The organism is Nocardia carnea, from assembly GCF_029868325.1.
Lineage (GTDB): Bacteria > Actinomycetota > Actinomycetes > Mycobacteriales > Mycobacteriaceae > Nocardia > Nocardia carnea_C.
In genome coordinates this window covers 40,210-62,460 of the sequence record NZ_JARWNW010000209.1, presented here as the reverse complement: position 1 = coordinate 62,460, position 22,251 = coordinate 40,210, and the positions used below count along the sequence as shown (strand labels likewise).

Below are 22,251 nucleotides of genomic sequence, written 5' to 3'. Positions count from 1 at the left end.
TAACTATATCAGGGGGGAGGTTGCCAATCCTTGGCTGGTGGCCCTAAAAACCCATAACCCCGGGCCCCAAAACCGGGGGGCGGCGCCTGCGGTTGGGGGGGGGGGCGCCGGAAGCGTCTACGGGCGGACAGCGGAACGGGGCCGTGATCGTCGGCGGCGAGGCAGCGCGAAACAGTCGGGCCGAGACCGGAGCGGGCGGCAATGCGCCGGCCCCGTTACCGCTCCTCGCGCACGTACCAGCGCAAGGTGGCATATGCGGTGAGTCCGGCGAACACCACACCGACCGGTACAACCATCAGTGCGGTGGTGAAAATATCGTCGAAGGTGATCGCCGGGAACACATTGCTCGCGAACAGATCGCCCAAGGCCCGGTCGATCACCAGCGGGCGGGCCGCGAACAGGCCCGCTGTCGCGAGCAGACCACCCGCCAGCGCGGCCACCACAGCCTCCAGCAGGAACGGCAGCTGGGTGTACCAGCGGGTGGCACCGACCAGGCGCATGATGTGCACCTCGGTCCGCCGGGTGAACGCGGCGATCTGCACCATGTTCGCGATCAGCAACAGCGCGGCCACCGCCTGCAGTACGGCCATCCCGAACGCCGCGTTGCGCAACCCGTCGAACAGGCTCACCAGCCGGTCCACGATGTCCTTGTCGTTGCGCACCATGCCCACCCCGGGACTGTCGGAGAACTGCTCGTAGATCGTGGGGTACAGCGATGCGTCGCTCATCTTGACCCGCAGCGAGGCCGGAAGCGGTGTCTCGCTCACGTACTCGGCGAGTTCCGGCTGGTCCTTGAAGGTTTTCTCCTTGGCCTCGCGGACGGCGGCGTCGCGGTTGAGGTACTGCACCGACTCCACCCCGTCGACGGTTTTCAGATCGGCCATCAGGGTCTGGCAGAGGTCGTTCGCGCAGTCCGGATCGTTCGCCGAGATGTCCTCGGTCAGATACAGCCGCACTTCGAGCCGGTCCAGGAAGTACTGCTCGGTCTTGTCGGCGATCCGGATCGCCAGAATGCCGCCACCGAGCATGGTCAGCGAGACCGCGGTCGTCAGGATCATCGCGATCGTCATGGTGAGGTTGCGGCGCAGGCCCTCGGAGACCTCACCGAACAGGAAACCCGCGCGCATTACCGGCCCACCTCGTAACCGCCGGTCGCCTGATCGCGAACCAGCCGGCCCTCGTAGAGCTCCACCACCCGGCGCTGCATACCGTCCACGATCAATGGGTCGTGGGTGGCCATGAGCACGGTGGTGCCCATCCGGTTGATGTGCTCGAGCAGCAGCATGATCTCGTAACTCGTCTCGGGGTCGAGGTTGCCGGTGGGTTCGTCGGCCAGCATCACCAGCGGGCGGTTCACGAAGGCGCGCGCGATCGCGACCCGCTGCTGTTCACCGCCGGACAGTTCGCTGGGCAGCCGGTCGGCTTTACCGCCCAGCCCGACCAGCTCCAGTACCTCGGGCACGGTCCGGTCGATGAACTGGCGACGCTTACCGATCACCTCGAGCGCGAACGCCACATTCTGGGCGACGGTCCGCTGTTGCAGCAGCCGGAAGTCCTGGAACACGCAGCCCACCCGCTGCCGCAGCCGGGGGACCCGCCGGCCGGGCAGCCGGTCCACCCGGAAATCCGCGACATGGATCTCGCCCCCGGTCGGGATCTCCTCCTTGATGAGCATCCGCATGAAGGTCGATTTACCGGAGCCGGAGGGACCGATGAGGAAGACGAACTCACCCTTGTCGATATGGACGGTGACGTTCTCCAGTGCGGCTCGCGTCGCGGTCGGATACGACTTGCTGACGTCGCGCAGGGTGATCACGAGGAGTCAGTGTAACCATTCGATAACGAACCCGTCGGCGGGCGGTATCGGCGGTCCTATTCCTCCCGGACAGCCACCGCCGGTGAAGGCAGTTCGATGCCGGCCGGGGCAGCGGGGGCCACGGCGGGCGCCGGCACCGGTTGCTGCCGGGCGATATCGTCCGGTTTGACGAACAGGTACAGCACGAAGGTCGCGATCCAGCTCCCGGCCAGCACCAGTGTCGATCTACGCGCGCGCATTCAAACCCTCCCGGCGCATCGCCGCGGCCACGCGTACCCGCAACTCCCGGCTGACTTCGAACTGTTTACCCGGCAATGTCCGGGCCACCATCCGGATATTCATCTGGTCCACGGTCAGGTCCTCCACGCCCATCACCGTCGGCTCGTCCAGCAGCAGCGGTTCGAGGCGGGGGTCGCGGTAGGCCTGGCCGCCCACCTCGTGCAGTACTTCGTTGATCCGCAGGATATCGGCGGTCGCCGCAACGGGTACATCGATCGCCGCCCGCGCCCAATCCTTCGACAGATTCGTCACTTTCACGATCTGGCCGTTCGGGACCGTGATCACCTCACCGTCCGGGTTACGCAGTTTGGTGACCCGCAGTGTCACATCCTCCACCGTGCCCTCGGCCGGATCCGCGACACCGGTCACCGCGATCCGCACCACATCGCCGAAACCGTATTGGCGTTCGGTGATGAGAAAGAACCCGGCCAGGATGTCCTGCACGATGCGCTGCGCGCCGAAACCGAGTGCGGCGCCGAGGACCGCGGCGGGCGCGACCAGCCCCGACATGGAGAACCCCAGCCGCTGCAGCACCTCCATCGCGACCAATACATAGGCGACGGTCAGGACGACCCAGGTCAGAACCTGGGCCAATGCGTGCCGGTGTTTGGCCGCCTCGGACCGTACGAGCGCATCGCCCCCACGGAAACCGGAATCGATGCGCTGGGTCACCCGGTCGCGCACATAGGTGGCGAAACGGGCGAACAACATGGCCCCGAGGATCAACAGGACGATCTCGAGCCCGGACGAACGCAGCCAGCCTGTCACATCGGACGATAATGCCAGGGACAGCGCCAGGGTGTCGGACCCCTGCGCACGCATCAGACCACCCGCTCCCGCATCCACTCCGGATCCCTTGCGCTGCCCCGGGATCGGGGAGGGCTAGCTCTCCTGCAGAACTGTACTCATCCGCCAGCGGATCCCGGATTCGATGAAACCGTCGATATCGCCGTCGAGCACTGCGGAGGGGTTGTTCACCTCGTAGTTGGTGCGCAGATCCTTGACCATCTGGTACGGGTGCAGCACATAGGACCGCATCTGGTTGCCCCAGGACGCGCCCTCGTTGGTTTTGAGCGCATCCATCTGTGCGCGCTCTTCCTGCCGTTTACGTTCCAGCAGTTTGGCCTGCAGCACTCGCATGGCCGAAACCTTGTTCTGCAGCTGCGATTTCTCGTTCTGGCAGGTGACCACGATGCCCGTGGGGATATGGGTGATCCGGACGGCCGAATCGGTGGTGTTGACGCTCTGCCCACCCGGCCCCGACGACCGGTACACATCGACCCGGATATCGGTTTCCGGGACATCGATATGGTCGGTGGTCTCGACCACCGGCAGCACCTCGACCTCGGCGAACGAGGTCTGGCGGCGGCCCTGGTTGTCGAACGGGCTGATCCGCACCAGCCGGTGGGTGCCCATCTCCACCGAGAGGGTGCCGTAGGCGTACGGGGTCTTCACCACGAATGTGGCGCTCTTGATCCCGGCTTCTTCGGCGTAGGAGGTGTCGTACACCTCGACCGAGTACTTGTGCCGGTCGGCCCAGCGGATGTACATGCGCATCAGCATCTCGGCCCAGTCGGCCGCGTCCACACCGCCGGCACCCGAGCGGATATTGACCAGCGCGTCACGTTTGTCGTATTCGCCGGACAGCAGCGTGCGCACCTCGAGCGCCTCGACATCGGTGTGCAACGCGGCGCGTTCGGCATCGGCGTCGGCCAACGCCGCGGTTCGTGCCTCGCCTTCTTCCTCTTCTGCCAGCTCGTAGAGAACCGGCACATCCTCCAGGCGCTGCCGTAACTCCTCGACCCGGCGCAGCTCGCCCTGCGCGTGGGAGAGTTCACTGGTCACCCGCTGCGCATGATCCTGGTCGTTCCACAACTCGGGATCGGCCGCCTGATGCTCGAGCTCGTCGATACGACGGCGCAGCTCCTCGATATCGAGGACCGACTCGACGGTCTTCAGGGTCGCATCGAGTTCGGCGAGGTCGGCGGTAACGTCAGGGTGCACGATGTTCAAGGCTACTAAAGACTGGCGAACAACCGCGCCGAGGTATCGGCACCGCCCTCCGCGGGCGTCCCTCGCTCTGACAGCGGGAGCTGCCGGGCGCGGGTACTCCGACATCACAGCACGCGTGCCCTTCGGCGCCCTAGCCGGAACCACGCGGTTGACCAGCGGATACGTCACTTTCGGTAGCGACTCGGATCACGTTGTCCGAGTTCGTTCCACTGCCCACATTGTGGTGGCCGGCGCGGTGCATGCCCGCACCGGCCGCCGGCGCCCCTCGCCCGGGCGGGCGGCGCGACCGACCGCGAGCCCGGCCGGCTCGGATCCGACGGGCAGACCGTGGGACGGATACGGCAGTCCTATACGAGCGCCCCGGCTATCGGTTCGGTGCCGATGAGTGTGCCGACTCGGGCTCGATCCGATGCGGTCCCACAGATCTGCGCGGGATCAGCCGGACACTGCGCGGAGTCCGCCGTGGTGCCGGCCGGCGAGACCGTCCAGGGCCTCGGCGGTCGCAGGATCGGCTGGTAAATGGACGATCAGCTGCTGATCGTCGTCGGCGGACAGGGTCAGGGTTTCGTAGGCGAGGCGTAGTGGCCCGGCCTCCGGATGCGCGAGCCGGGTGATGCCGGTGGGGGCGGGCAGATTGGGGACTGTTGCGAGGCGTTCGGTGAACGATGCGCCCGCGGCGACCGTGAGCTGATCGGCCAGCGCCGCGATATGGGGGTCGGCGCGGAACGGGCCCTGTTTGAGGGTGGCGACGATATGGTCGGCCTGATGGTCCCAGTCGGGGTACACGGTCCGGGCCCGTGGGTCGGTGAAGGTGAATCGGGCGAGATTGGCGCCGTGGCCGGCGTCGAGCGCGCCGGTCGGTTCCATCAACCGCCGATAACCCGTGGTGCAGGCCAGCACTTCGGTCCGGCTGTCGACCACCACCGCCGCGGCGGGCTCGAGCTGGTCGAGCAACGCTCGCACCGTCGGGCGGATCTCCCGGGCCGGCGCGCCCGGGCCGGTGCAGCTGAAACCGGTATCGGCCTTGGTCAGCCGGTACAGGTGGACCCGCTCGTTGGTGGACAGGCCGAGCGCGTCCGCCAGCGCGGACAGCACCTGCGGTGACGGGTTGCGGTCGCGACCCTGTTCGAGCCGGATGATGTACTCCACGCTCACCCCGGCCAGCGTGGCCAGCTCGGCCCGGCGTAAGCCGGGTGTCCGGCGCCGCGGCCCGGTGGGCAGCCCCACCTGGGCGGGGCCGACCGACTCCCGCCGGCTGCGCAGGAACAACCCCATCTCGTTCTCGCTCACCTGATCACGGTATCCGGGCGGGTCCCGCCGAGGGTGTCCCTGTCACTACCACTCTCCGCGCGGTCTCCCTGTGGGAGCGGCGGAGCGGCAGATTCGAGATCGGACGGCGGCCGCCGGGCCGCCCCACAGGAGGGAGCACACCATGTCCGTTACCCCGTTACGTCTCGCGGTGATCATCGGAAGTGTCCGGGAGGGCCGGTTCGGCACCGTGGTGGCCGCCTGGTTCGCCGCACAGGCCGCCACGCACGGGCGGTTCGAGATCGATGTGATCGATCCGGCCGAGGCCGATATCCCGCTGGTACTGCCCGCGGTATCGCCCGCACTCGAGCCGAACCCCGAACGCCCCGCCGGTATGCGCGACCTCACCGAACGGTTGTCGGCCGCCGACGCGTTCGTCATCGTGACACCCGATTACAACCACAGCTACCCGGCCTCGCTGAAAGCCGTCATCGACTGGCATTTCACCCAGTGGCAGCGCAAACCGGTCGCCTTCGTCGGGTACAGCGGCGCCACCGGCGGGCTCACCGCGATCGAACATCTGCGGCAGGTGTTCAGCGAACTGGATGCGCACACCGTCCGCGAATACGTATCGTTCCCGCGCTACTACCTGCTGTTCGGTGATGACGGGCAGTTGCTCGCGCCCGCCGAACCCGCGGCGGCGGCGCAGCACATGCTGGACCAGGTGCACTGGTGGGCGCAGGCGCTGGTCGCGGCGCGGGCGGTCGCGGTGTGAGACTCGCGCTAGGGTTTCGGTGTGGCTGCTCACTCCTCTGACCTCGAACTCGCGTTACGCCTGGCCGACGAGGCGGACACGATCACCCGCGAACGGTTCGGTGCGCTGGACCTGAAGGTCGACGCCAAACCCGATCTGACCCCCGTCTCCGACGCCGATCTGGCGGTCGAGGAGGCGATCCGCCGGATGCTGCGGCACGGCCGCCCGGACGATTCGGTGCTGGGGGAGGAGTTCGGTGGCAGTGCCGAGTTCACCGGCCGGCAATGGGTTATCGATCCGATCGACGGCACCAAGAATTTCGTTCGCGGGGTTCCGGTCTGGGCGACCCTGATCGCGTTGCTCGAGGACGGAGTGCCGGTGGTGGGCGTGGTGAGCGCGCCCGCGCTGGCCCGGCGCTGGTGGGCCGCCGCGGGGCAGGGCGCGTGGTCGACTTTCCATCCCGGGGCGCCCCGGCCGATCACGGTTTCGGCCGTCGCCGAACTGGATTCGGCCAGCCTCGCGTTCTCCAGCCTGTCGGGGTGGCGTGCCCGCGGGCTGCGCGAGAGGTTCATCGATCTCACCGACGAGGTCTGGCGGGTGCGCGGCTACGGTGATTTCCTCAGCTACTGCCTGGTCGCGGAGGGGGCGGTGGATATCGCCACCGAACCGGAAGTGTCGCTGTGGGATCTGGCCGCGCTGGAAATCCTGGTCCGGGAGGCCGGTGGCACCTTCACCGCCCTCGACGGCCGGCCCGGCCCGCACGGCGGGGACGCGGTCGCGACCAACGGACGCCTGCATCGGCCGATTCTGGACTATTTCGCCCGATAGACCCGGCCCAGGAGTCGGTGAAGCGGAGGCAAGGCGGGGCCGGTCGCCCATATCCCGGGCGTCGGCGCCGCGATAACCGGTGCAATGAGGCCCGCCCCAGTACCGGGGCGGGCCGAAATCACGGCATCAGCCCATGGTTTTCGCTCCGTCGATGGCTTCGCGAATGATATCGGCGTGACCGGCGTGCTGCGCGGTCTCGGCGATGATGTGCAGCAGCACCTGGCGGGCCGACCACGACTCCTCCTGGAACCACGGTGCCTTGGGCAGCGGCCACGCGCGGTCGAGGTCGGCGGTGGCGATCATGGCATCGGTCCGTGCCGCCACTTCGGCGTAGGCATCGAGGACTCCGGCGAGTGTCTCGTCGGGCAGCAGCCGGAACTCGGTATCGCGCGCGGCGAAATCCTCGGCAGTCATATCGTCGAAGTCCTTCATGGCCCCGGTGCCCTCCATGATGAAGTCCGCCCAGCCCCGTTCCACACCGGTGACGTGTTTGATCAGGCCGCCGAGGCACAGTTCGCTGTCTGCCGGGCTGCTCGCCGCCTGCTCGTCGGTCAGGTCGCGGGTGGTGAATCGCAGGAAAAAGCGGGTCTTGCTCAGGACGGCCAGTAGATCGGCGCGTTCGCCGGTCAGCGGGGTCTTGTCGAGGGCGGCGGTCTCGGCCATGGTCTTCGCCTTTCGTCAGGGCTGCTTCGGGTTGTTTCCGTGTTCGATTGCCACGTTATGGCCCATAGCGGCCACTTTTTGACCTCAATTACGCGCGCATCGAAAATTTCTCGGATATCCCGTTACCGCCGGGTGGCATCGGCGAGGGTCAGGTCCACATCGGGCGGTGGTCGCAGCCGGCGCAGGGTGCCGTCCATGCTGGTGACGTACAACGCCCACGAATCACCGTCGCGGGCGATCCGTACCGAGGTCGCGCCGTCGGGCGGCATGCGGATCGGGTCGGGGCGTTTGATCAATCCGGTGATGACAGAGCAGCCGGCCCCGGTATCCGGGTCCACCCGATACACAGCGCCGGCCAGATGGTCGGCGACGAAGAGGTCACCGTCGCGGGTGGCCTCCATATCGTCGGGCAGTGCGACGAAGTCCGGGAGGCCGGCGATCACCGACGGCTCCGTGGGCGCGTCCAGCGGGACCCGGAACAGGCTCAGGGTCATATTGCCCGTATAGACCGACTTACCGTCCGGGGCCAGCGCCAGACCGTTGGTCAGCGGCACAGGGGACCAGGTGGGCGTGTACTCACCGGTCGACGGGCGATAGCGGGAGATGCCGGTCGGCGCCCCGCGGACGCCGATTGTGGTGAACAGCAGATCGCCGTCCGGAAGCAACAGCAGCCCATTCGGGCCGTTGAGGCCCGTCAGCAGAACTGTCACCGTGCCTGTGTCGATGTCATAGCGCTGCAGGGTGCCGGGTGCCTCCGCGAACCCGTCACCGGTGAGGAAGTACACCGAACCTTCCGCCACCCGCACACCGGCCGGGTGGTCGAGCCCGGTGACCAGCTTTTCGAACGTGCCGTCGGTGGAGACGTGGCCCAGGTACCCGTCGGCGATGCCGGTGATATAGAAGCCGCCGGCACCGTCGGAATCCAGGTTCTCCAGGTTGCCGACGCCCTCGACTACCGTGTCCGACTGCCATCCGTCCGCGCACGATATCGGCAATATCTGGGAATGTGCTGCGGGTGCTGTGGTGACCAGGCCCGCAGTGGCCAACGCCATTGCGCCCAGCGCGGCGCGGGCCCGTGTGATCGGGGAAACCATGGACCGGAACCTATGCGATGGTGGTGTCCTGCGCCGGTTTTCGCCATGGCGGCTGTGCTCGACTGCGTGCCGGCCGTTGTCCCCATGTGGACAACTCGGCCGATCCGGCCCGTCCGGCCGTTCTTCGCGAGGTGCGGGAATCGGCCTCGCTCGTAGGATGGCCGCGTGGATACCGCCGAAGACACCGCTGTGGCAGCTCCCGCCCGCTCCGACGACGCCGCCCACGAGGTGTTACGCCGGGTCTTCGGGTACGACAGTTTCCGTGGTGAACAGCACGCCATCGTCGAGCAGGTGATCGATGGTGGCGATGCGCTGGTGCTCATGCCGACCGGCGGGGGCAAATCGCTGTGCTATCAGATTCCCGCGCTCGTCCGCGACGGCGTAGGGGTGGTGATATCGCCGCTCATCGCGCTCATGCAGGACCAGGTGGATGCGCTGAGTGCGCTCGGCGTGCGGGCCGGGTTCCTCAATTCCACCCAGTTCCCGGACGAACGCCGGGCCGTCGAGGCGCAGTTCGCGGCCGGGGAACTCGATCTGCTGTACCTGGCGCCGGAACGGTTGCGGATGGAATCCACGGTCGCGTTACTGGGACGCGGCCGGATCGCGCTGTTCGCGATCGACGAGGCGCATTGTGTTTCGCAGTGGGGTCACGATTTCCGGCCCGACTACCTGGCGTTGTCGGTACTGCACCAGCACTGGCCGGATATCCCCCGGATCGCGTTGACGGCCACCGCCACCGAGAAGACCCGCGACGAGATCATCACCCGCCTCGATCTCGGCGGTGCGCGCCGGTTCGTCGCCAGTTTCGACCGGCCGAATATCCAGTACCGGATCGAGCCGAAGAACCGGCCCGATCGCCAGTTGCTCGATTTCCTGCGCACCGAGCATCCCGGCGACGCCGGAATCGTCTACTGCCTGTCGCGGAATTCGGTGGAGAAGACGGCAGCGTTCCTCACCGAGAACGGTATCCGCGCGCTGCCGTATCACGCGGGCCTCGATCATCGCACCCGCGCCGAGAACCAGGCCCGGTTCCTGCGCGAGGAAGGGCTCGTCATCGTCGCGACCATTGCGTTCGGAATGGGTATCGATAAGCCGGACGTCCGTTTCGTCGCACATCTCGATCTGCCCAAATCCGTGGAAGGCTACTACCAGGAGACCGGTCGCGCCGGCCGCGACGGCCTGCCGTCGACGGCCTGGATGGTGTACGGGCTGCAGGATGTGGTGCAGCAGCGCCGGTTGATCGATTCCTCGGAGGGGGACGCGGCGCATCGCAGGCAGTTGCAACTGCACCTCGATGCGATGCTGGCCCTGTGCGAGACGATCGAATGCCGGCGGGCGCGGCTGCTCGCGTATTTCGGTCAGCCCGCCCAGTCGTGCGGGAACTGCGATACCTGCCTGAGCCCGCCCGAATCGTGGGACGGCACCGTCGCCGCACAGAAGCTGCTGTCGGCCGTTCTGCGCCTGAAACGCGAACGCGGCCAGAGCTTCGGCGCGGGCCACCTCATCGATATCCTGCTCGGTAAGAAGAACCAGAAGGTCCAGCAGTACGACCACCACGAGCTCAGCGTGTTCGGTGTCGGCACCGATCTGCGCGATACCGAATGGCGCGGGGTAGTGCGGCAACTCCTGGCACAGGGCTTGCTTGCGGTGCACGGCGACTACGGTGTCCTCACCCTGACCGAGGCCAGTGAAAGTGTGCTCTTCGACGGGCGCACGGTGCGTTTCCGCCGGGAACCCGAACGCCCCACTCCCTCGCGCGCGGCGCGCAGCGCCAAGACCGCGAAATCGGCGCCGGTCGAACTCACCGACGGCGATGCCGCCCTGTTCGAGAGTCTCCGCCAGTGGCGTGCCGATACCGCCAAGGAGCAGGGGGTCCCGGCCTATGTGGTGTTCCACGACGCGACCTTGCGCGAAATCGCGGCTCGCAAACCGGGGGATCTGGCGGCGCTGGGTGAGGTGAGCGGTGTGGGTGAGAGCAAGCTCGCCCGCTACGGCGAGCAGGTGCTGGAGGTGGTGACCGCCGTGGAGTGACCGGGCGGCGAGCGGTCCTGCCTGCCGGAGCTTTCATCCGATGACTTGTCCCCGTCAGTGACGATAGGGGGCTGGACAGACCGCCTAACCTGGCACTATGCCCAGCAAGCACACTCCGTGGTCAGGCTCACGCCGCGGAGTCGACTTGCCTGCCGAGCGGTTCGGGCTCTTGTATCCGCGAATAGTCGGCGGGGTGCACGGTTCGGCCGGCGATCGGGGGAGCGGGGCCGAAGCTTCCGGATCCGCTACCGAGATCGGCTCACCCGCTTCGTATCCGGCCGCCGAAGTCACTCTCGACGAACAGCAGCGGTCTGCTGGGCGCACGGCATCGTCCGGTACAGGCGAAGCGGATCCGGTCGGTTCTCCGAACCGGGCCGGCGGCGGATATCCGGCGTACTGGGGTGGTCACGCCCTCCTGGGACTCGTGCTCGGGATCGCGGTGCTGCTGGCTGTCGGGGGTTTCTACGTCGGACGTGTCACCGACCCCGATGCGGCCGGGGAGCCGGCGGTGACCACTTTCGTCGCGGCAACACCGCAGGTGGGCGCCACCGGGTCGGCTCCTGCCGTTGCGTCACCGCGGCCCGAGCCGGTCGGGCCCGCCTCGCGGGAGGTCGGGGCCGGGTTCGTCTTCGGCAAGGTCCGGGCCAACGACGGCGGGGTTCTCACCGTGCGTAGCGAGATCACCGGGGCGGAGGTGGTCGTGTATCCCGACAGTTCGACCAAGCTCTACGTACTGATCGCGAGCGATCCGGCCGGTATCGATATCGGTGCGCCCGTGTGGATCTGGGGCCGCAAACACGCGGACGGGTCGCTCACCGCCCGCACCATCGCCGGTATCTCCATGCACGGCAATACCAACTAGTCGTATCCAGCGGTCAGGAACCGGCCGCAATTCGACCACAATCGAGGTATGGCGAATACGAGCACGCGGACCCTGCGCCTGCTGTCGCTGCTGCAGACCCACAAGTACTGGCCGGGTACCGAGCTGGCGGACCGTCTCGGCGTATCGCCGCGGACCTTGCGGCGTGATGTCGATCGGTTGCGCGAGCTCGGCTACCCGGTCGAGGCGCAACGCGGCGTCGACGGTGGCTATCAGCTGGCGGCGGGCGCGGCGCTGCCTCCGCTGATGGTCGACGACGACGAGGCGGTCGCGCTGGTCATCGGCCTGCAGGTCGCGATGCAAGGCATGGTCGAGGGAGTCGCCGAATCGTCGGTGCGGGCGCTGGCCAAGGTGGTGCAGGTGATGCCGCCGCGGCTGCGCCGCCGGGTCGAGGCGATCCGGGCGATGACCGTTCCGGCCGATTGGGGTGGCCGAGCCGATCCGGGACCGGATCCGGCCGCGCTCACCACCGTCGCCCTGGCCTGCCGCGACAGCGAGCGCCTGCGCTTCACCTATACGGCGGCCGACAGCCGGCACAGTGAGCGCCATGTCGAACCGCACCGCCTGGTCGCCCTGGGGCGTCGCTGGTATCTGGTGGCCTTCGACCTGACCCGGCACGATTGGCGCAGTTTCCGGATCGACCGGCTCACCGCGCCCGTCGGCGACGGTTCCCGTTTCCGTCCGCGTGAGCTGCCCACCGCCGATGCCGCGGAGTTCGTCCGGGCCGGGGTCGACCGGATTTCGCGCCCGTACCGCATCGAAGTCCTGGTCGAGGCCCCGGCCGATGCGGTCCGGGAACGGATCGGGCGCTGGGCCACGATCGAGGCCGTAGCGCCCGGCCGCTGCCGGGTTTCGATGACCACCGATTCGCTGGATTGGCCCACGATGGCGCTGGGTTCACTCGAGGCCGAGTTCCGGGTCCTCGAACCGCCGGAGCTGATCGCGCAGATCCGCGACTGGAGTGACCGCTTCGGCCGCGCGCTGGCCGGCCCGGCCGACGGTCCGGCGGATTTCCGGCGTGACACGACCCGGAGCGCAACGTAAGGGGGGCAGCCGAGGCGGCCGAGTACCGCCGGTGCTCGGAAACCCGACAGCCATCTCCAGCTAACCCGGTTGCGCCGACCGGTTCCGGCTCAGCGCGTCCCGTTCTCTCGAGCCGGCTCGCGCGTGACCGGCAGCTGTCGAACCCGACCGGGCGTTTCACCGGCGGCGACAGCTTCTCCCGCGGCGAACTCGCCTTTCTCCACCGCGTCCACCAGCTCGGTGGTTGCGGTCGCGAGGAGATCGGGATGCGAGAACGGCATCCAGTGCCCGGCCGGGACATCGCGGCGCCAGAGTTGCGACACCCACTGTGCCGAATCGTCGTATCCGGCCGGCCGGACTGCGATATCGCGACCGGCGACGATCAGCTGGACCGGTACGTCGGTGGTCCGCTCACGCGGTTTCATCAAGTGCGCGACGATATTGGCCCGATAGATGAGCAGGCCGTTCACCATGTCCTGTTTCAAAGTGGGCCCGAAGAAAATGGTCGACGGCGCGGTGTTGTTCATGAGCTGGATGAACCGCCGCCAGCGCTGTTCGGTGGCGAGCGCACCGAACGCCAGCCGCGGCAGGCCCGGGGTCATGAAGAACCCGGTATAGGCCGAGGAAAGGAGCTGAGTGAACGGCTGCCAGATATTTCGGGCGCTCGGCCGGCGCAGCCGGGCCCGCACCCAGGCGGCCAGATGGTCGAGGTTGGGGCCGGAGACCGAGGTGAACGAGGCGATGCGGGCGCTCGCCCCCGGTTCACAGACTGCCTCCCACACCTGCACCGAACCCCAATCGTGGGCGAGGACGTGTACCGGCCGGTCCGGGCTCACCGCCTCGGTGACCGCGAAGAAATCGGCGGCCAGTTCGGCGAGCCGGAAATCGGCGACCCGTGCGGTGCGGGTGGAGGCGCCGTGGCCGCGCGTATCGTAGGCGACCACGTGAAAGCGCTGGGCCAGCAGCGGAATCACGCCGTTCCACAGATGGTGGGTATCGGGCCAGCCGTGGACCAGGACGACGGTTTCGGCGTCCGGATCGCCGTATTCGTAGACGGCGAGGTCGAATCCACGGTGGTGCACCGTCCGTTCGGTCGCCGGGTAGTCCGATATCGATACCGTCACGCTGGTCTCCTGGTGCTGTGGTAGGGCTAGAGGTCGAGGACGAGTTGTCCGCCTGCACAGCGTGATACACACACCAGCAGGTCGCCGCGGTCGCGTTCGGCGGGGGTCAGGACGTGGTCGCGGTGGTCGGGAACGCCTGCCGATACCCGTACCCTGCAGGTCCGGCAGAAGCCTTGCCGGCACGAATACGGCTGGTCGGGACGGTGCTCGAGCAGAACCTCGAGTGCGGACCGGTCGGCGGGCACGTCGATCACCTCGCCGCCGGCGCCGAGCTGGATCCGGAAAGGCACGCCGTTCACCACCGGTGGCGCCGAGAAACGCTCCGAATGCAGTTCTACCGCGGGCACAGCCCGCACCGTCTCGGCGACGGACGCGAGCATGGGGGCGGGGCCGCAGCAGTACACGGCGGTTCCGGCACCGGCTCCGCCGAGAAGTTCCGCAGCCGTGGGCAGCCCGTATCGGTCGTCGGTGCGGATCGTCACGCGGTCGCCGAATCGGCGCACCTCGTCCAGGAACGGCAGTGTGTCCAGGGCTCGCCCGGTGTACACCATCGACCAATCCACGCCGAGTGTTTCGGCCAGCCGCATCATCGGCAGGATCGGCGTGATCCCGATACCTCCGGCCACGAACCGCACCCGCCGCGCGGGCGACCCGTAACCCGGCGCGGCGAACGGAAACGCGTTGCGCGGCCCGCGAATCATCAGCGCCGAGCCGACGGGCAGCGCGTCATGTACTTCGTTCGAACCCGTCCCGCCCGGAATTCGGCGGACCGCGATCCGGTAGTCGCGGGTGTCGGCGGGGTCGCCGCACAGCGAATACTGCCGCAGGCGTCCGGACGGCAGTTCGATATCGAGGTGCGCACCAGGCCGCCACCGTGGCAGGTCGCGCCGGTCCGGTGCGGACAGGCGCAGGCTCACCACGTCTTCGTCGGCGGCTTCCACCCGGCGCCCGGTCACCACCACGGGGATGCGCCGGTCGTCGACGCGCGGTGTCAGATCGCGCCGGTTGGTGATTGCCGTCCAGTTCAGCCGGGCGTTCACCACGGCGTCGAGAATGCGCAGGGTCCGGTCGGCTCGGCGCCGCCCGTACAGGTCGGCGGGCAGCGGTAGTACGGGCCCGGTCACGAGGCTGCCCGGGCTGCCGGCGATTGCGCCAGGTACGCGACGGCCTGTGCGGTCGAGCCGACCGACTCCGGACTGTATCCGGGCTTGAAGGTCGACAGCGCGCTGACGAGCAGGGCCGGGATGCCGGGGAGCGCACCGCGCCACATGGAACGCAGAATCTGCTGCAGCAACCGCGGATATCCGAGGTCGGGCAGGGCGGGGTCGCGGTGCACGAGGTATTTGGTCCCGCGTACCAGCAGCACCAGGAACGACGGAAAGACCAGCAGCATCACCGCGCCTCGCCGCAGGTAACCGACGCCGAAGTATTCGGCCACATCGTGGGCGACGTTGCGGTGCTCGACCTCTTCGGCGCCGTGCCAGCGATACAGGTCCAGCATGCGCGGGTCGGCGTCGAACTTCTCCAATTCGCTGTTGAGCACCCAATCGCCCAGGAAGGCGAAGAAATGTTCCAGTGCGGCGATCACCGCGAGCCGATCCACCAGCTGCTGCCGTCCGGCGCGGGTGGCGGTCGACCGCCGGGGGCCGATGGTCTTGCGGAATACGTACTCGGCCTGGCTCAGGTAAGGCTGCGGATCGATTCCATTGGCGGTGAGCAGCAGCTCGTGCGATCCGGCATGGGTTTCCGCGTGCATCGACTCCTGGCCGATGAAGCCGAGCATATCCGCACGTAGCTTCTCGTCCCGGACGAAGGGCAGGGCCTCGCCGAAGGTCGTCAGGAAGCTGCGTTCGCCTTCGGGGAGCAGCAGGTTGAGGGCGTTGAGGACATGCGAGGCGATCGGATCGGATTTCATCCAGTGCAGTGGGATGCCGGTCCACTCGAAATGCACGTTACGGGCGTTGAGCGCGACCTCTCCCGGGTCGGTCAGCCGTTCGGAGGCGTGGTTGCGGAACAGCCTCATCGATCCTCCTCGATCGTCACCGGCATCGGTGCGCTCCAACGCGGACGCCGGTACTCGTGACGATACACATTAGTAGGACGATGAGTAACAGACAATGCGGAGGGAAATCCGCTCCCAGGTCAGTCCGGTGGCTCCCACGCCGCCACCAGGTTCAGCAAGCCGGGAAAGCGGTCGTCGAGATCGGCCACGCGCACCACGTTGCGTCGCTCCATGCCGTGCTGCCACTGCCGGATCAGTCCGGCCTCCCGCAGTACCCGCCAGTGGTGCGTCCGAGTCGATTTCGGGCGATCGATCGGAAACCAGCCGCACGGCTGCGGGATGCCGCCCGATTCCAAGTAGTAGGCGCGGACGATGCCGAGCCGCAACGGGTCGCTCAGGGCAGCCAGCACGGTTTCCAGGCGCAGTTCTTCGCGCGTGGGTTCGGGTAGTGGTTCGCCTGCCTTGCTGAAGTCGGGGGTGGTGGTGGGGTGGTCCGGCACGGCTCTCCTTCGATCGGTCGGTACGAGAATTATCGTACTAGGTGCTACTGTTCGACTTTGTTCGTATCGGTTCGAGAAAATTCGTACTTGAGGCAGGAGTTCGATATGGCCGCACCCGCAGTGCTCGACGTCGACGCCCCGGGCGTCCGAACGGTGAGCCTTCGAATCTGGTCCGCCGCCTGGCCCATTGCCGCCGTATTCGTTCTGGCGAACGCGGCCACTCCGCTCTATGTGCTCTGGCAAGCCGAATTCGGTTTCAGCAAGAGCACACTCACTGCCGTCTTCTGCTGCTATATGGCCGGAATGGCGGTCGCCCTGCTGGTCTCCGGTGTCGTTTCCGACCGTCTCGGCCGCAAAACGGTACTCGTGCCCGCTCTTGTACTGGCGATCGTGGCCGCGCTGATCTTCGCCGTCGCGCCGAGCACCCTCGCATTATTCGTCGCACGCACACTCACCGGTATCGCCAGCGGTGCCATGGTGTCCGCGGGGGTCGCTGCGGTCACCGACGTCGCCGGTCCGGCGCGTGCTCGTACAGGTGCGCTCGCCGGTGCCGTCGGAATCGCGGTCGGTACCGGACTCGGCCCTTTGCTGGGTGGGACTCTCTCGGAAATCGCGCCGGGCCCCACCGTCACCGTTTTCCTGGTCGAAACCGTATTCCTGATGATCGCGCTACTACTCGTCGCCGTACTGCCGATGCCGCGGCCGGGCGAGAGCCGGACGCAAGGCTGGGTCCGCCTACCCCGGGTGCCCCGCCCGAAGCGCCGGCACCTGCTCATCGGCGTATCGGTCGCCGGACCTGCGCTGAGCACCACCGCGTTCACCCTGTCGCTCGCCCCCTCACTGCTGTCCGAACTCCTCGGCGCCACCAACCGGATCATCGCCGGAGCCGTGGCATGCCTGACGTTCGCTGTCGCCACCGCCGTCCAGTTCGCACTGCGCGGCCTGCCCGTGCGACGCCTCCTGCTCATCTCGACGATCAGCACCGTCGCCTGCGTTGCGACCTTGGTATTCGCGGTCGACACCTCCTCGGTACCCGGCCTCGCGGCGGCCGCCGCATTGGCCGGTCTCGCCTACGGTCCCGCCATGCTCGGCGGCCTCTCCCTGCTCAACGGCGATATCCCGGCGGACCGGCTGGCCGAGGCCAATGCCGCGCTCAACATCGGCGCCTATACCGTCGCCGGTCTCGTGATCTTGGGCTTGGGCGCCCTGAGTGATCGCCTCGGATTCGCGCTCGGCGTCACCGCATTCGCTGTCGTGGTCGCGGCGGTATCGGTGGCGGGAGCTGCCCTGGTGCTGTCCGGTGTGCGAGGTCCCCGGTGAGTTACGACGACCGTCCGGTCGGCGTCTACCGGGTGCGTCGCAGGTGCCGGGGAATGGAAGAGCCGCGTCGTTCGCGCAGGTGGTCGCTGCCCGGGTGGGCTCAGTTCCCTACGACCGCCCCGAGCCATTCCACGATGGGGCGCAGCGATTCCCACGACTTGCGGATCTCGGCCGCGGCCCGCGGTGTCTCCAACCAGTCGGGGGCCCCGAACTCACGGCTCATCACCAGCGATTTGTGCCGCAGCAGGTCGATGCGGGGGTGGTCGATGGGGTAGCCCTTGGGGCGGGTCTTCAGTTTGTCGCCGCCGAGGGTGTAGCCGGCCGCTACGAGCTTGTCGACGATCGATTCGAGCTCGGCGCCGCGAACGTCGTCGTCGAGTGTGGTGCGCAGGCGGGACAGCTGTTCCGGTGTGGCGGCGTAGAGACCTCCGGCCACGAACAGTCCCGGCGCGCCGATCTGGACGTACCAGCCGACGCCCGGCGCGGTGTGCACGACCGCGCCCTGATGGGTCTTGTACGGCGATTTGTCCTTGGCGAACCGCACGTCGCGGTATGGGCGGAAGATCTTGGCGGGGCCGAAGCGGGGTTCGAGATCAGTGATCAGCGCGGTCATCGGCCGCTTCACCGCTTCCTCGTAGATGTGCTTGTTGGCGGCCCAGAATGTCCTCGAGTTATCGGCCTCGAGATCCTCGTAGAAGTCCGGCCCCGCGATCGGAAACCCCGCGAACTCGCTCATGACATCGAACCTATCGCCCACCGCGCGAGCGGAGGACAAGGAGCCTGCCGGTCAATCCCCGGGTTCGTCGTGAATCTCCATGGCCGCCGCCTCTGCGGGACGCCGGTCCTCCGCGCGCAGTTCGTCGCGATGGCGGCGGCGGCTCCACTCCTGGTCGAGTTCGCTCGCGATACCCAATCGGCCGGTGTCGTCATTCTCGTGATAGCGGATGACCAGCTCTTTCGGGGGATCGGCGATATAACGCTCGTATTCGCGGACCTCGTCGGCCTGATCGTCGTCGCCCAGGTCGTAGTCCAGGTCCTCGCGGTCCTCGTCTGCGATATCGAGAACCTCGTCCATCAATCGGTAGCCGGAGCTCGCTCCGTCGTGCTCCAGACCGGGATCGCGCATATCGGGCATGGCGCCCACCTCTTTCGCGGACCGGCTCACCAATGGCGACCACTGTGAGCTGTGGTTCCTACGCTACCGCCGACTGCGGGCGGGTGGAACCCACCGCCTCAGTACTCGCCACGGGCCAGCAGATCCAGTTCGCGCCGAAGGGTCATGCGGACTTGCTCCGGCGGGAACTCGGTGGAGTACATCGCCGCCTGCAACGTCAGGCCATCCATGAAGAGGTGGAGACGCTCGGCCTGCTGTTCCAGGAGTCCGGTATCCAGTCGTTGCCCGATATCGCCGGGAGGTGGTACTCCCCGGCAGTACGCCAGGGCGAGACGGCAGAGGTGGCGTTCGCCGGCCCCGCTGATCCTGCGTAGCTCGTCGAACGAGGCATCGAAGCGTGAACGCACCAGGCACGCCAGCCATACGTCCACTTCCACACTTCGGGATTCGTCCAGCGGCAGGAATTCCTCGAGAATGAGCCGGGCTCGTTCCACATCAGGCAGATCCGCGCGAAGATGTTCGGCGACGCGGGCCCGGACGCTGCCGGTCATCGCTTCCGCCGCGAAGCGCAGCAGGCCCTGCTGACTGTCGAAGTAGTGCCGCAGTCCGCCGACCGACACTCCGGCTTCCTCGGCCACCCGCCGGACCGTAGCGCCTTCGATCCCTTCCCTGCCGATGACTGTCCATACCGCGCGGGCAAGTTCCGCACGCCGCTGAGCGTGGTCGACGACCTTGGGCATACCCCTTGATAGCACAACTGTACGGTTTTGTTACCGTACAGTTGTGCTGAAAAAATCACGTGAAACGAACAGTCTCGGGACGGTCGTTTTCGTGGTGGGCGTTGCGCTCTTCGCCACGTCGGCGTCATGGCTGCTGTGGACCGGCGATACGGGGGTCAGATACTCCGCTGACCACGACGAAACCGTGCCGATGTGGGCTCGGTGGATCCCCGCCCTCGTGGGGATCGCACTCGTCCGGCTGGTACCGGCGAAGGCTCCCCCGAGCGCACCGAGCGCACCGAGCGGACGCGCGCTTCGTCTTCAAGCCGGAACGCTCATGGCGCTCGCTCTCGTCTTCGCCCTCTCCTTGCGATCGGCAGGAGGCGGAGAACCGGCACATACACTGTTCAAACTGTCGATGCTGCTCGGCGTTCCGGTGGCGATGTTCTGGGTTATGCGCCCTGGCCGGCCGATCCCGGCCGCGTGCGACGGGGCAACCCCCTGGCAGCGGGTTGCCCCCGCGATACCCGTCGGAACGTGGCTGCTTCTCAGCTATTACGGACCCCTCGCTATTCCCCCGGGCGACGATGTTCCCATCGACTCCCTCGGCCTGTTGCTCGCCACCATCGCCGTCGGATTCCTGCTCAACGCCCTTCTCGAAGAGGTGTTCTACCGCCGATGGCTCCAGTCGAGGTGGGAAGTTCTCCTCGGGCGCCGGCCCGCGATCGTGCTCACATCGGCGCTGTGGGCCTCTTGGCACATCGGCATCCAGGGCACAGGCGCCTTGCACGTCGATCTCGCCCATGTCTTCGTCAATCAGGGCGTGCTCGGATTGTTCCTGGGTTATATGTGGAGCAAGTACCGGGCAATGTGGCCCATCCTCGTCGTCCATGGCGCGGTCAACGCTCTACCCCTGCTGCTCCCGGCGTGAACGACAAGACGCGGTGCGTGCCCAGATGTGCCCCCGCACGGACTGGGCAGGTATCGCGAGCTGCATGAAAAAGGCCCCTCACCTGCATTGCAAGTGAGGGGCCGCTGTGGAGCTGCCGGGAATCGAACCCGGGTCCTCCGCCGCTTCTCCAGGGCTTCTCCGTGTGCAGTTCGCTGTGCCTCTACTCGGATCTCCCGGTCTCGCGAACAAGCCGGGATGACGATCCCAGTCGCTGTTGGATGTCCCGCGTTACTCCGCGACCGAGTCGCGCGGTGAGCCCTCTAGCTGATGCCGGCACCGAAGCCGAGGGCGAACCTCGGGCCGACAGAGACGCTGTCGCTTAGGCAGCGAGAGCGTACTCGCGCTGATGAGAATCGGCGCTTAATTGGTTGCAACGACGCTTACGGTGGTCTCTTGCCTGCACCGACACGCTTCCCCTGGATCTACGTACGCAGTCGAAACCGTTCAGCCCCGTACGTCCCGGCACTTTGCCGGGCCAGTCATATTAACACTTCGGGCACCGTCGTTCATTCCCGTTTTCCCGGTGCTGTTCGCGCTGCTCAGCGCATCCCTTTGATTCGCCGGCCGAGTTCGCGGGTGACCTCGCGCTCGGCGGTGCGCCGGGCCAGGTCCTGCCGTTTGTCGTAGTCCTGCTTACCTTTGGCGAGGGCCAGTTCGACCTTCACCTTGCCGTCGGAGAAGTACATCGACAGCGGGACCAGTGTCTGGTTGCCCTCGCGGGATTTGCCGACGAGGCGTTCGATCTCCCGCTTGTGCAGCAGTAGCTTGCGGACCCGGCGCGGCGAATGGTTGGTCCAGGTTCCGTGACTGAACTCCGGGATGTGCAGGCCACGCAGCCAGACTTCCCCGTTGTCGACGGTCGCGAAGGCGTCCACCAGTGAGGCTTTGCCCTCACGCAGACTCTTGACCTCGGTACCGACCAACGCGATCCCGGCCTCGTAGGTATCCAGGATCGTGTAGTTGTGCCGTGCCCGGCGGTTGGTCGCGATGACCTTGCGCCCCTTCTCCTTCATGACGACAACCTTAAAGCGCCGCGGCAACCGGATTATTCCCGGCCGCTGCTCAGCCTGGTTGCAGCAGCAGGTAGAGGATCAGAACGGCGGAAAACGCGGCGACGAGTAGCACGGTGGAAAGCCGCGGCAGATGTGTGCCGCGCGGACGGGAGTGGCGGTTCAGCCAGCTGTGGTCCACTGCAGGGTCCGTGCCGGGGTTGCGGTGCGGCGCATCGACCGGTTCGGCCGGTGGGCCGGAGCCCCCGCTGCTGCCCTCGATACTTTCCTCGGACCCGTCCCCGGATGCCATGCTCGCAGGCTAGTCCTGCGGACAGGTATTCGGGAACGGGGCACGATCAGCGAGGGGTTCTGAGGATGCGCAGGGTGATGCCCAGGCCGACGAGGATGCTGGCCGTGGCAATCAGTGCGGTGGAAAACGATTGAGTGATGGCGGCGATTCCGGTACTGAAAATGAGGCAGGTGGCGAGCGCCAGCAATGCGGTGCCCCATTCCATACCGGCGATCCGGGTTGGTCGGTTACGCAGTGCTGTCATATTTTTCGAGTACCCCGCCGCTTCGGTTATCAAACCGTTATTGCCGTAGTTCCGGGCCGGGATGTGCTGGATCCGCAGTTCTGCCGTACGGGGTGCGCGGCGGCGAGCCATGGCGGGACCTCCGTCTCGGTTGGATGTGGCAACTGTCTTCACCGTAACGGACAAATCTCCGCTTGGATACCGCGTGGCAAATCTCGAGACAACCATCACACGGAGTGGGAAAAGCTGGCGATCAGCCGTGTTCGCGGCGTGATCTTTCTGGGAAAACGCCTGATCAGAAGGAGTGAGTACGTCCGACACGCCCAAACCGTACTCGAGGAATGTTTCCTGGCGATTCGCGGGGAT

At 67.0% G+C, this 22,251-nt stretch carries 25 protein-coding genes and 1 other RNA gene; 7 read left to right on the top strand and 19 right to left on the bottom strand.

The features are described 5' to 3' along the window. Window positions 1-215: 215 nt before the first annotated feature. From ftsX to QH196_RS17810, 6 genes are all read right to left on the bottom strand, one after another. Window positions 216-1,127 carry a permease-like cell division protein FtsX gene (ftsX, locus tag QH196_RS17835; protein ID WP_280416930.1) on the bottom strand — a complete coding sequence of 304 codons (912 nt, stop codon included), beginning with the start codon at window positions 1,125-1,127 and terminating at the stop codon, window positions 216-218. After that, complete coding sequence (gene ftsE / locus QH196_RS17830; RefSeq protein WP_033243180.1) at window positions 1,127-1,816, bottom strand: cell division ATP-binding protein FtsE; 690 nt, start codon at window positions 1,814-1,816, stop codon at window positions 1,127-1,129. Before ftsE ends, ftsX begins: the two co-directional genes overlap by 1 nt. Before the next feature lie 56 nt (window positions 1,817-1,872). Next, complete coding sequence (locus QH196_RS17825; RefSeq protein ID WP_280416929.1) at window positions 1,873-2,055, bottom strand: hypothetical protein; 183 nt, start codon at window positions 2,053-2,055, stop codon at window positions 1,873-1,875. Next, window positions 2,042-2,917, bottom strand: a complete 876-nt coding sequence (locus QH196_RS17820; RefSeq protein ID WP_280416932.1) for a mechanosensitive ion channel family protein — start codon at window positions 2,915-2,917, stop codon at window positions 2,042-2,044. The genes QH196_RS17825 and QH196_RS17820 overlap by 14 nt, the downstream gene beginning before the upstream one ends. Window positions 2,918-2,977: 60 nt before the next feature. After that, window positions 2,978-4,099 (bottom strand): peptide chain release factor 2, encoded by a 1,122-nt coding sequence (gene prfB / locus QH196_RS17815; protein ID WP_280416928.1) that lies wholly within the window; start codon window positions 4,097-4,099, stop codon window positions 2,978-2,980. A 444-nt stretch (window positions 4,100-4,543) separates the two neighbouring features. Further along, window positions 4,544-5,398 carry a helix-turn-helix domain-containing protein gene (locus QH196_RS17810; protein ID WP_280416927.1) on the bottom strand — a complete coding sequence of 285 codons (855 nt, stop codon included), beginning with the start codon at window positions 5,396-5,398 and terminating at the stop codon, window positions 4,544-4,546. Window positions 5,399-5,540: 142 nt separating this feature from the next. Here QH196_RS17810 and QH196_RS17805 point away from each other — a divergent pair, with 142 nt between their 5' ends. Further along, complete coding sequence (locus QH196_RS17805; RefSeq protein ID WP_280416926.1) at window positions 5,541-6,131, top strand: NADPH-dependent FMN reductase; 591 nt, start codon at window positions 5,541-5,543, stop codon at window positions 6,129-6,131. A 21-nt stretch (window positions 6,132-6,152) separates the two neighbouring features. After that, the gene (gene hisN / locus QH196_RS17800) at window positions 6,153-6,938 is read left to right on the top strand and encodes a histidinol-phosphatase (protein ID WP_280416925.1); all 786 of its coding nucleotides are present in this window, start codon (window positions 6,153-6,155) and stop codon (window positions 6,936-6,938) included. Window positions 6,939-7,064: 126 nt separating this feature from the next. Here the strand turns inward: hisN and QH196_RS17795 are convergent, their stop codons facing one another. Together QH196_RS17795 and QH196_RS17790 are read right to left on the bottom strand one after the other, a co-directional pair. Beyond that, window positions 7,065-7,601, bottom strand: a complete 537-nt coding sequence (locus tag QH196_RS17795) for a DinB family protein (RefSeq protein ID WP_280416924.1) — start codon at window positions 7,599-7,601, stop codon at window positions 7,065-7,067. 122 nt (window positions 7,602-7,723) lie between these two features. Then, window positions 7,724-8,695: an SMP-30/gluconolactonase/LRE family protein gene (locus QH196_RS17790; protein WP_280416923.1), complete on the bottom strand. Its 972-nt coding sequence runs from the start codon at window positions 8,693-8,695 to the stop codon at window positions 7,724-7,726. 165 nt (window positions 8,696-8,860) lie between these two features. On the opposite strand from QH196_RS17790, the gene recQ reads away from it, so the two are divergent. The 3 genes from recQ (at window position 8,861) to QH196_RS17775 (ending at window position 12,650) form a co-directional block, all read left to right on the top strand. Further along, window positions 8,861-10,726, top strand: a complete 1,866-nt coding sequence (gene recQ / locus QH196_RS17785) for a DNA helicase RecQ (RefSeq protein WP_280416922.1) — start codon at window positions 8,861-8,863, stop codon at window positions 10,724-10,726. Window positions 10,727-10,823: 97 nt separating this feature from the next. Next, a complete protein-coding gene (locus QH196_RS17780; RefSeq protein ID WP_280416921.1) occupies window positions 10,824-11,588 on the top strand; it encodes a hypothetical protein in 765 nt (254 codons plus the stop codon). Window positions 11,589-11,636: 48 nt separating this feature from the next. Beyond that, window positions 11,637-12,650, top strand: coding sequence for a helix-turn-helix transcriptional regulator (locus QH196_RS17775; protein WP_280416920.1), 1,014 nt, complete (start codon window positions 11,637-11,639; stop codon window positions 12,648-12,650). Between the two features lie 89 nt (window positions 12,651-12,739). Here the strand turns inward: QH196_RS17775 and QH196_RS17770 are convergent, their stop codons facing one another. From QH196_RS17770 to QH196_RS17755, 4 genes are all read right to left on the bottom strand, one after another. Then, window positions 12,740-13,753, bottom strand: coding sequence for an alpha/beta fold hydrolase (locus QH196_RS17770; protein ID WP_280416919.1), 1,014 nt, complete (start codon window positions 13,751-13,753; stop codon window positions 12,740-12,742). Between the two features lie 26 nt (window positions 13,754-13,779). Then, window positions 13,780-14,877, bottom strand: coding sequence for a PDR/VanB family oxidoreductase (locus tag QH196_RS17765; protein ID WP_280416918.1), 1,098 nt, complete (start codon window positions 14,875-14,877; stop codon window positions 13,780-13,782). Further along, on the bottom strand, window positions 14,874-15,776 hold the full coding sequence (locus tag QH196_RS17760) for a metal-dependent hydrolase (RefSeq protein WP_280416917.1): 903 nt from the start codon (window positions 15,774-15,776) through the stop codon (window positions 14,874-14,876). Before QH196_RS17760 ends, QH196_RS17765 begins: the two co-directional genes overlap by 4 nt. Before the next feature lie 119 nt (window positions 15,777-15,895). Further along, window positions 15,896-16,255: an ArsR/SmtB family transcription factor gene (locus tag QH196_RS17755; RefSeq protein ID WP_280416916.1), complete on the bottom strand. Its 360-nt coding sequence runs from the start codon at window positions 16,253-16,255 to the stop codon at window positions 15,896-15,898. Window positions 16,256-16,360: 105 nt separating this feature from the next. Here QH196_RS17755 and QH196_RS17750 point away from each other — a divergent pair, with 105 nt between their 5' ends. Then, on the top strand, window positions 16,361-17,575 hold the full coding sequence (locus QH196_RS17750) for an MFS transporter (protein ID WP_280416915.1): 1,215 nt from the start codon (window positions 16,361-16,363) through the stop codon (window positions 17,573-17,575). A gap of 100 nt (window positions 17,576-17,675) precedes the next feature. Here QH196_RS17750 and QH196_RS17745 read toward each other — a convergent pair whose 3' ends face one another. The 3 genes from QH196_RS17745 to QH196_RS17735 all read right to left on the bottom strand — a co-directional run bounded on the left by QH196_RS17745 (window position 17,676) and on the right by QH196_RS17735 (window position 19,429). Further along, entirely contained in the window at window positions 17,676-18,311 is a 636-nt protein-coding gene (locus tag QH196_RS17745; protein ID WP_280416914.1) for a DUF2461 domain-containing protein, read from the bottom strand. Between the two features lie 51 nt (window positions 18,312-18,362). Continuing rightward, window positions 18,363-18,710 carry a hypothetical protein gene (locus tag QH196_RS17740; protein ID WP_280416913.1) on the bottom strand — a complete coding sequence of 116 codons (348 nt, stop codon included), beginning with the start codon at window positions 18,708-18,710 and terminating at the stop codon, window positions 18,363-18,365. Window positions 18,711-18,808: 98 nt separating this feature from the next. After that, entirely contained in the window at window positions 18,809-19,429 is a 621-nt protein-coding gene (locus QH196_RS17735) for a TetR/AcrR family transcriptional regulator (RefSeq protein ID WP_280416912.1), read from the bottom strand. Window positions 19,430-19,472: 43 nt separating this feature from the next. Between QH196_RS17735 and QH196_RS17730 the strand changes: the two genes are divergently transcribed. Beyond that, entirely contained in the window at window positions 19,473-20,339 is an 867-nt protein-coding gene (locus QH196_RS17730; protein WP_280416911.1) for a CPBP family intramembrane glutamic endopeptidase, read from the top strand. A 104-nt stretch (window positions 20,340-20,443) separates the two neighbouring features. Here QH196_RS17730 and ssrA read toward each other — a convergent pair. From ssrA to QH196_RS17710, 4 genes are all read right to left on the bottom strand, one after another. After that, window positions 20,444-20,812: a transfer-messenger RNA gene (gene ssrA / locus QH196_RS17725) on the bottom strand. 87 nt (window positions 20,813-20,899) lie between these two features. Next, window positions 20,900-21,373 (bottom strand): SsrA-binding protein SmpB, encoded by a 474-nt coding sequence (smpB, locus tag QH196_RS17720; protein WP_062972833.1) that lies wholly within the window; start codon window positions 21,371-21,373, stop codon window positions 20,900-20,902. A gap of 49 nt (window positions 21,374-21,422) precedes the next feature. Continuing rightward, entirely contained in the window at window positions 21,423-21,662 is a 240-nt protein-coding gene (locus QH196_RS17715; protein WP_280416910.1) for a hypothetical protein, read from the bottom strand. A 46-nt stretch (window positions 21,663-21,708) separates the two neighbouring features. After that, window positions 21,709-22,206, bottom strand: a complete 498-nt coding sequence (locus QH196_RS17710) for a hypothetical protein (RefSeq protein WP_280416909.1) — start codon at window positions 22,204-22,206, stop codon at window positions 21,709-21,711. Between the last annotated feature and the right edge of the window lie 45 nt (window positions 22,207-22,251).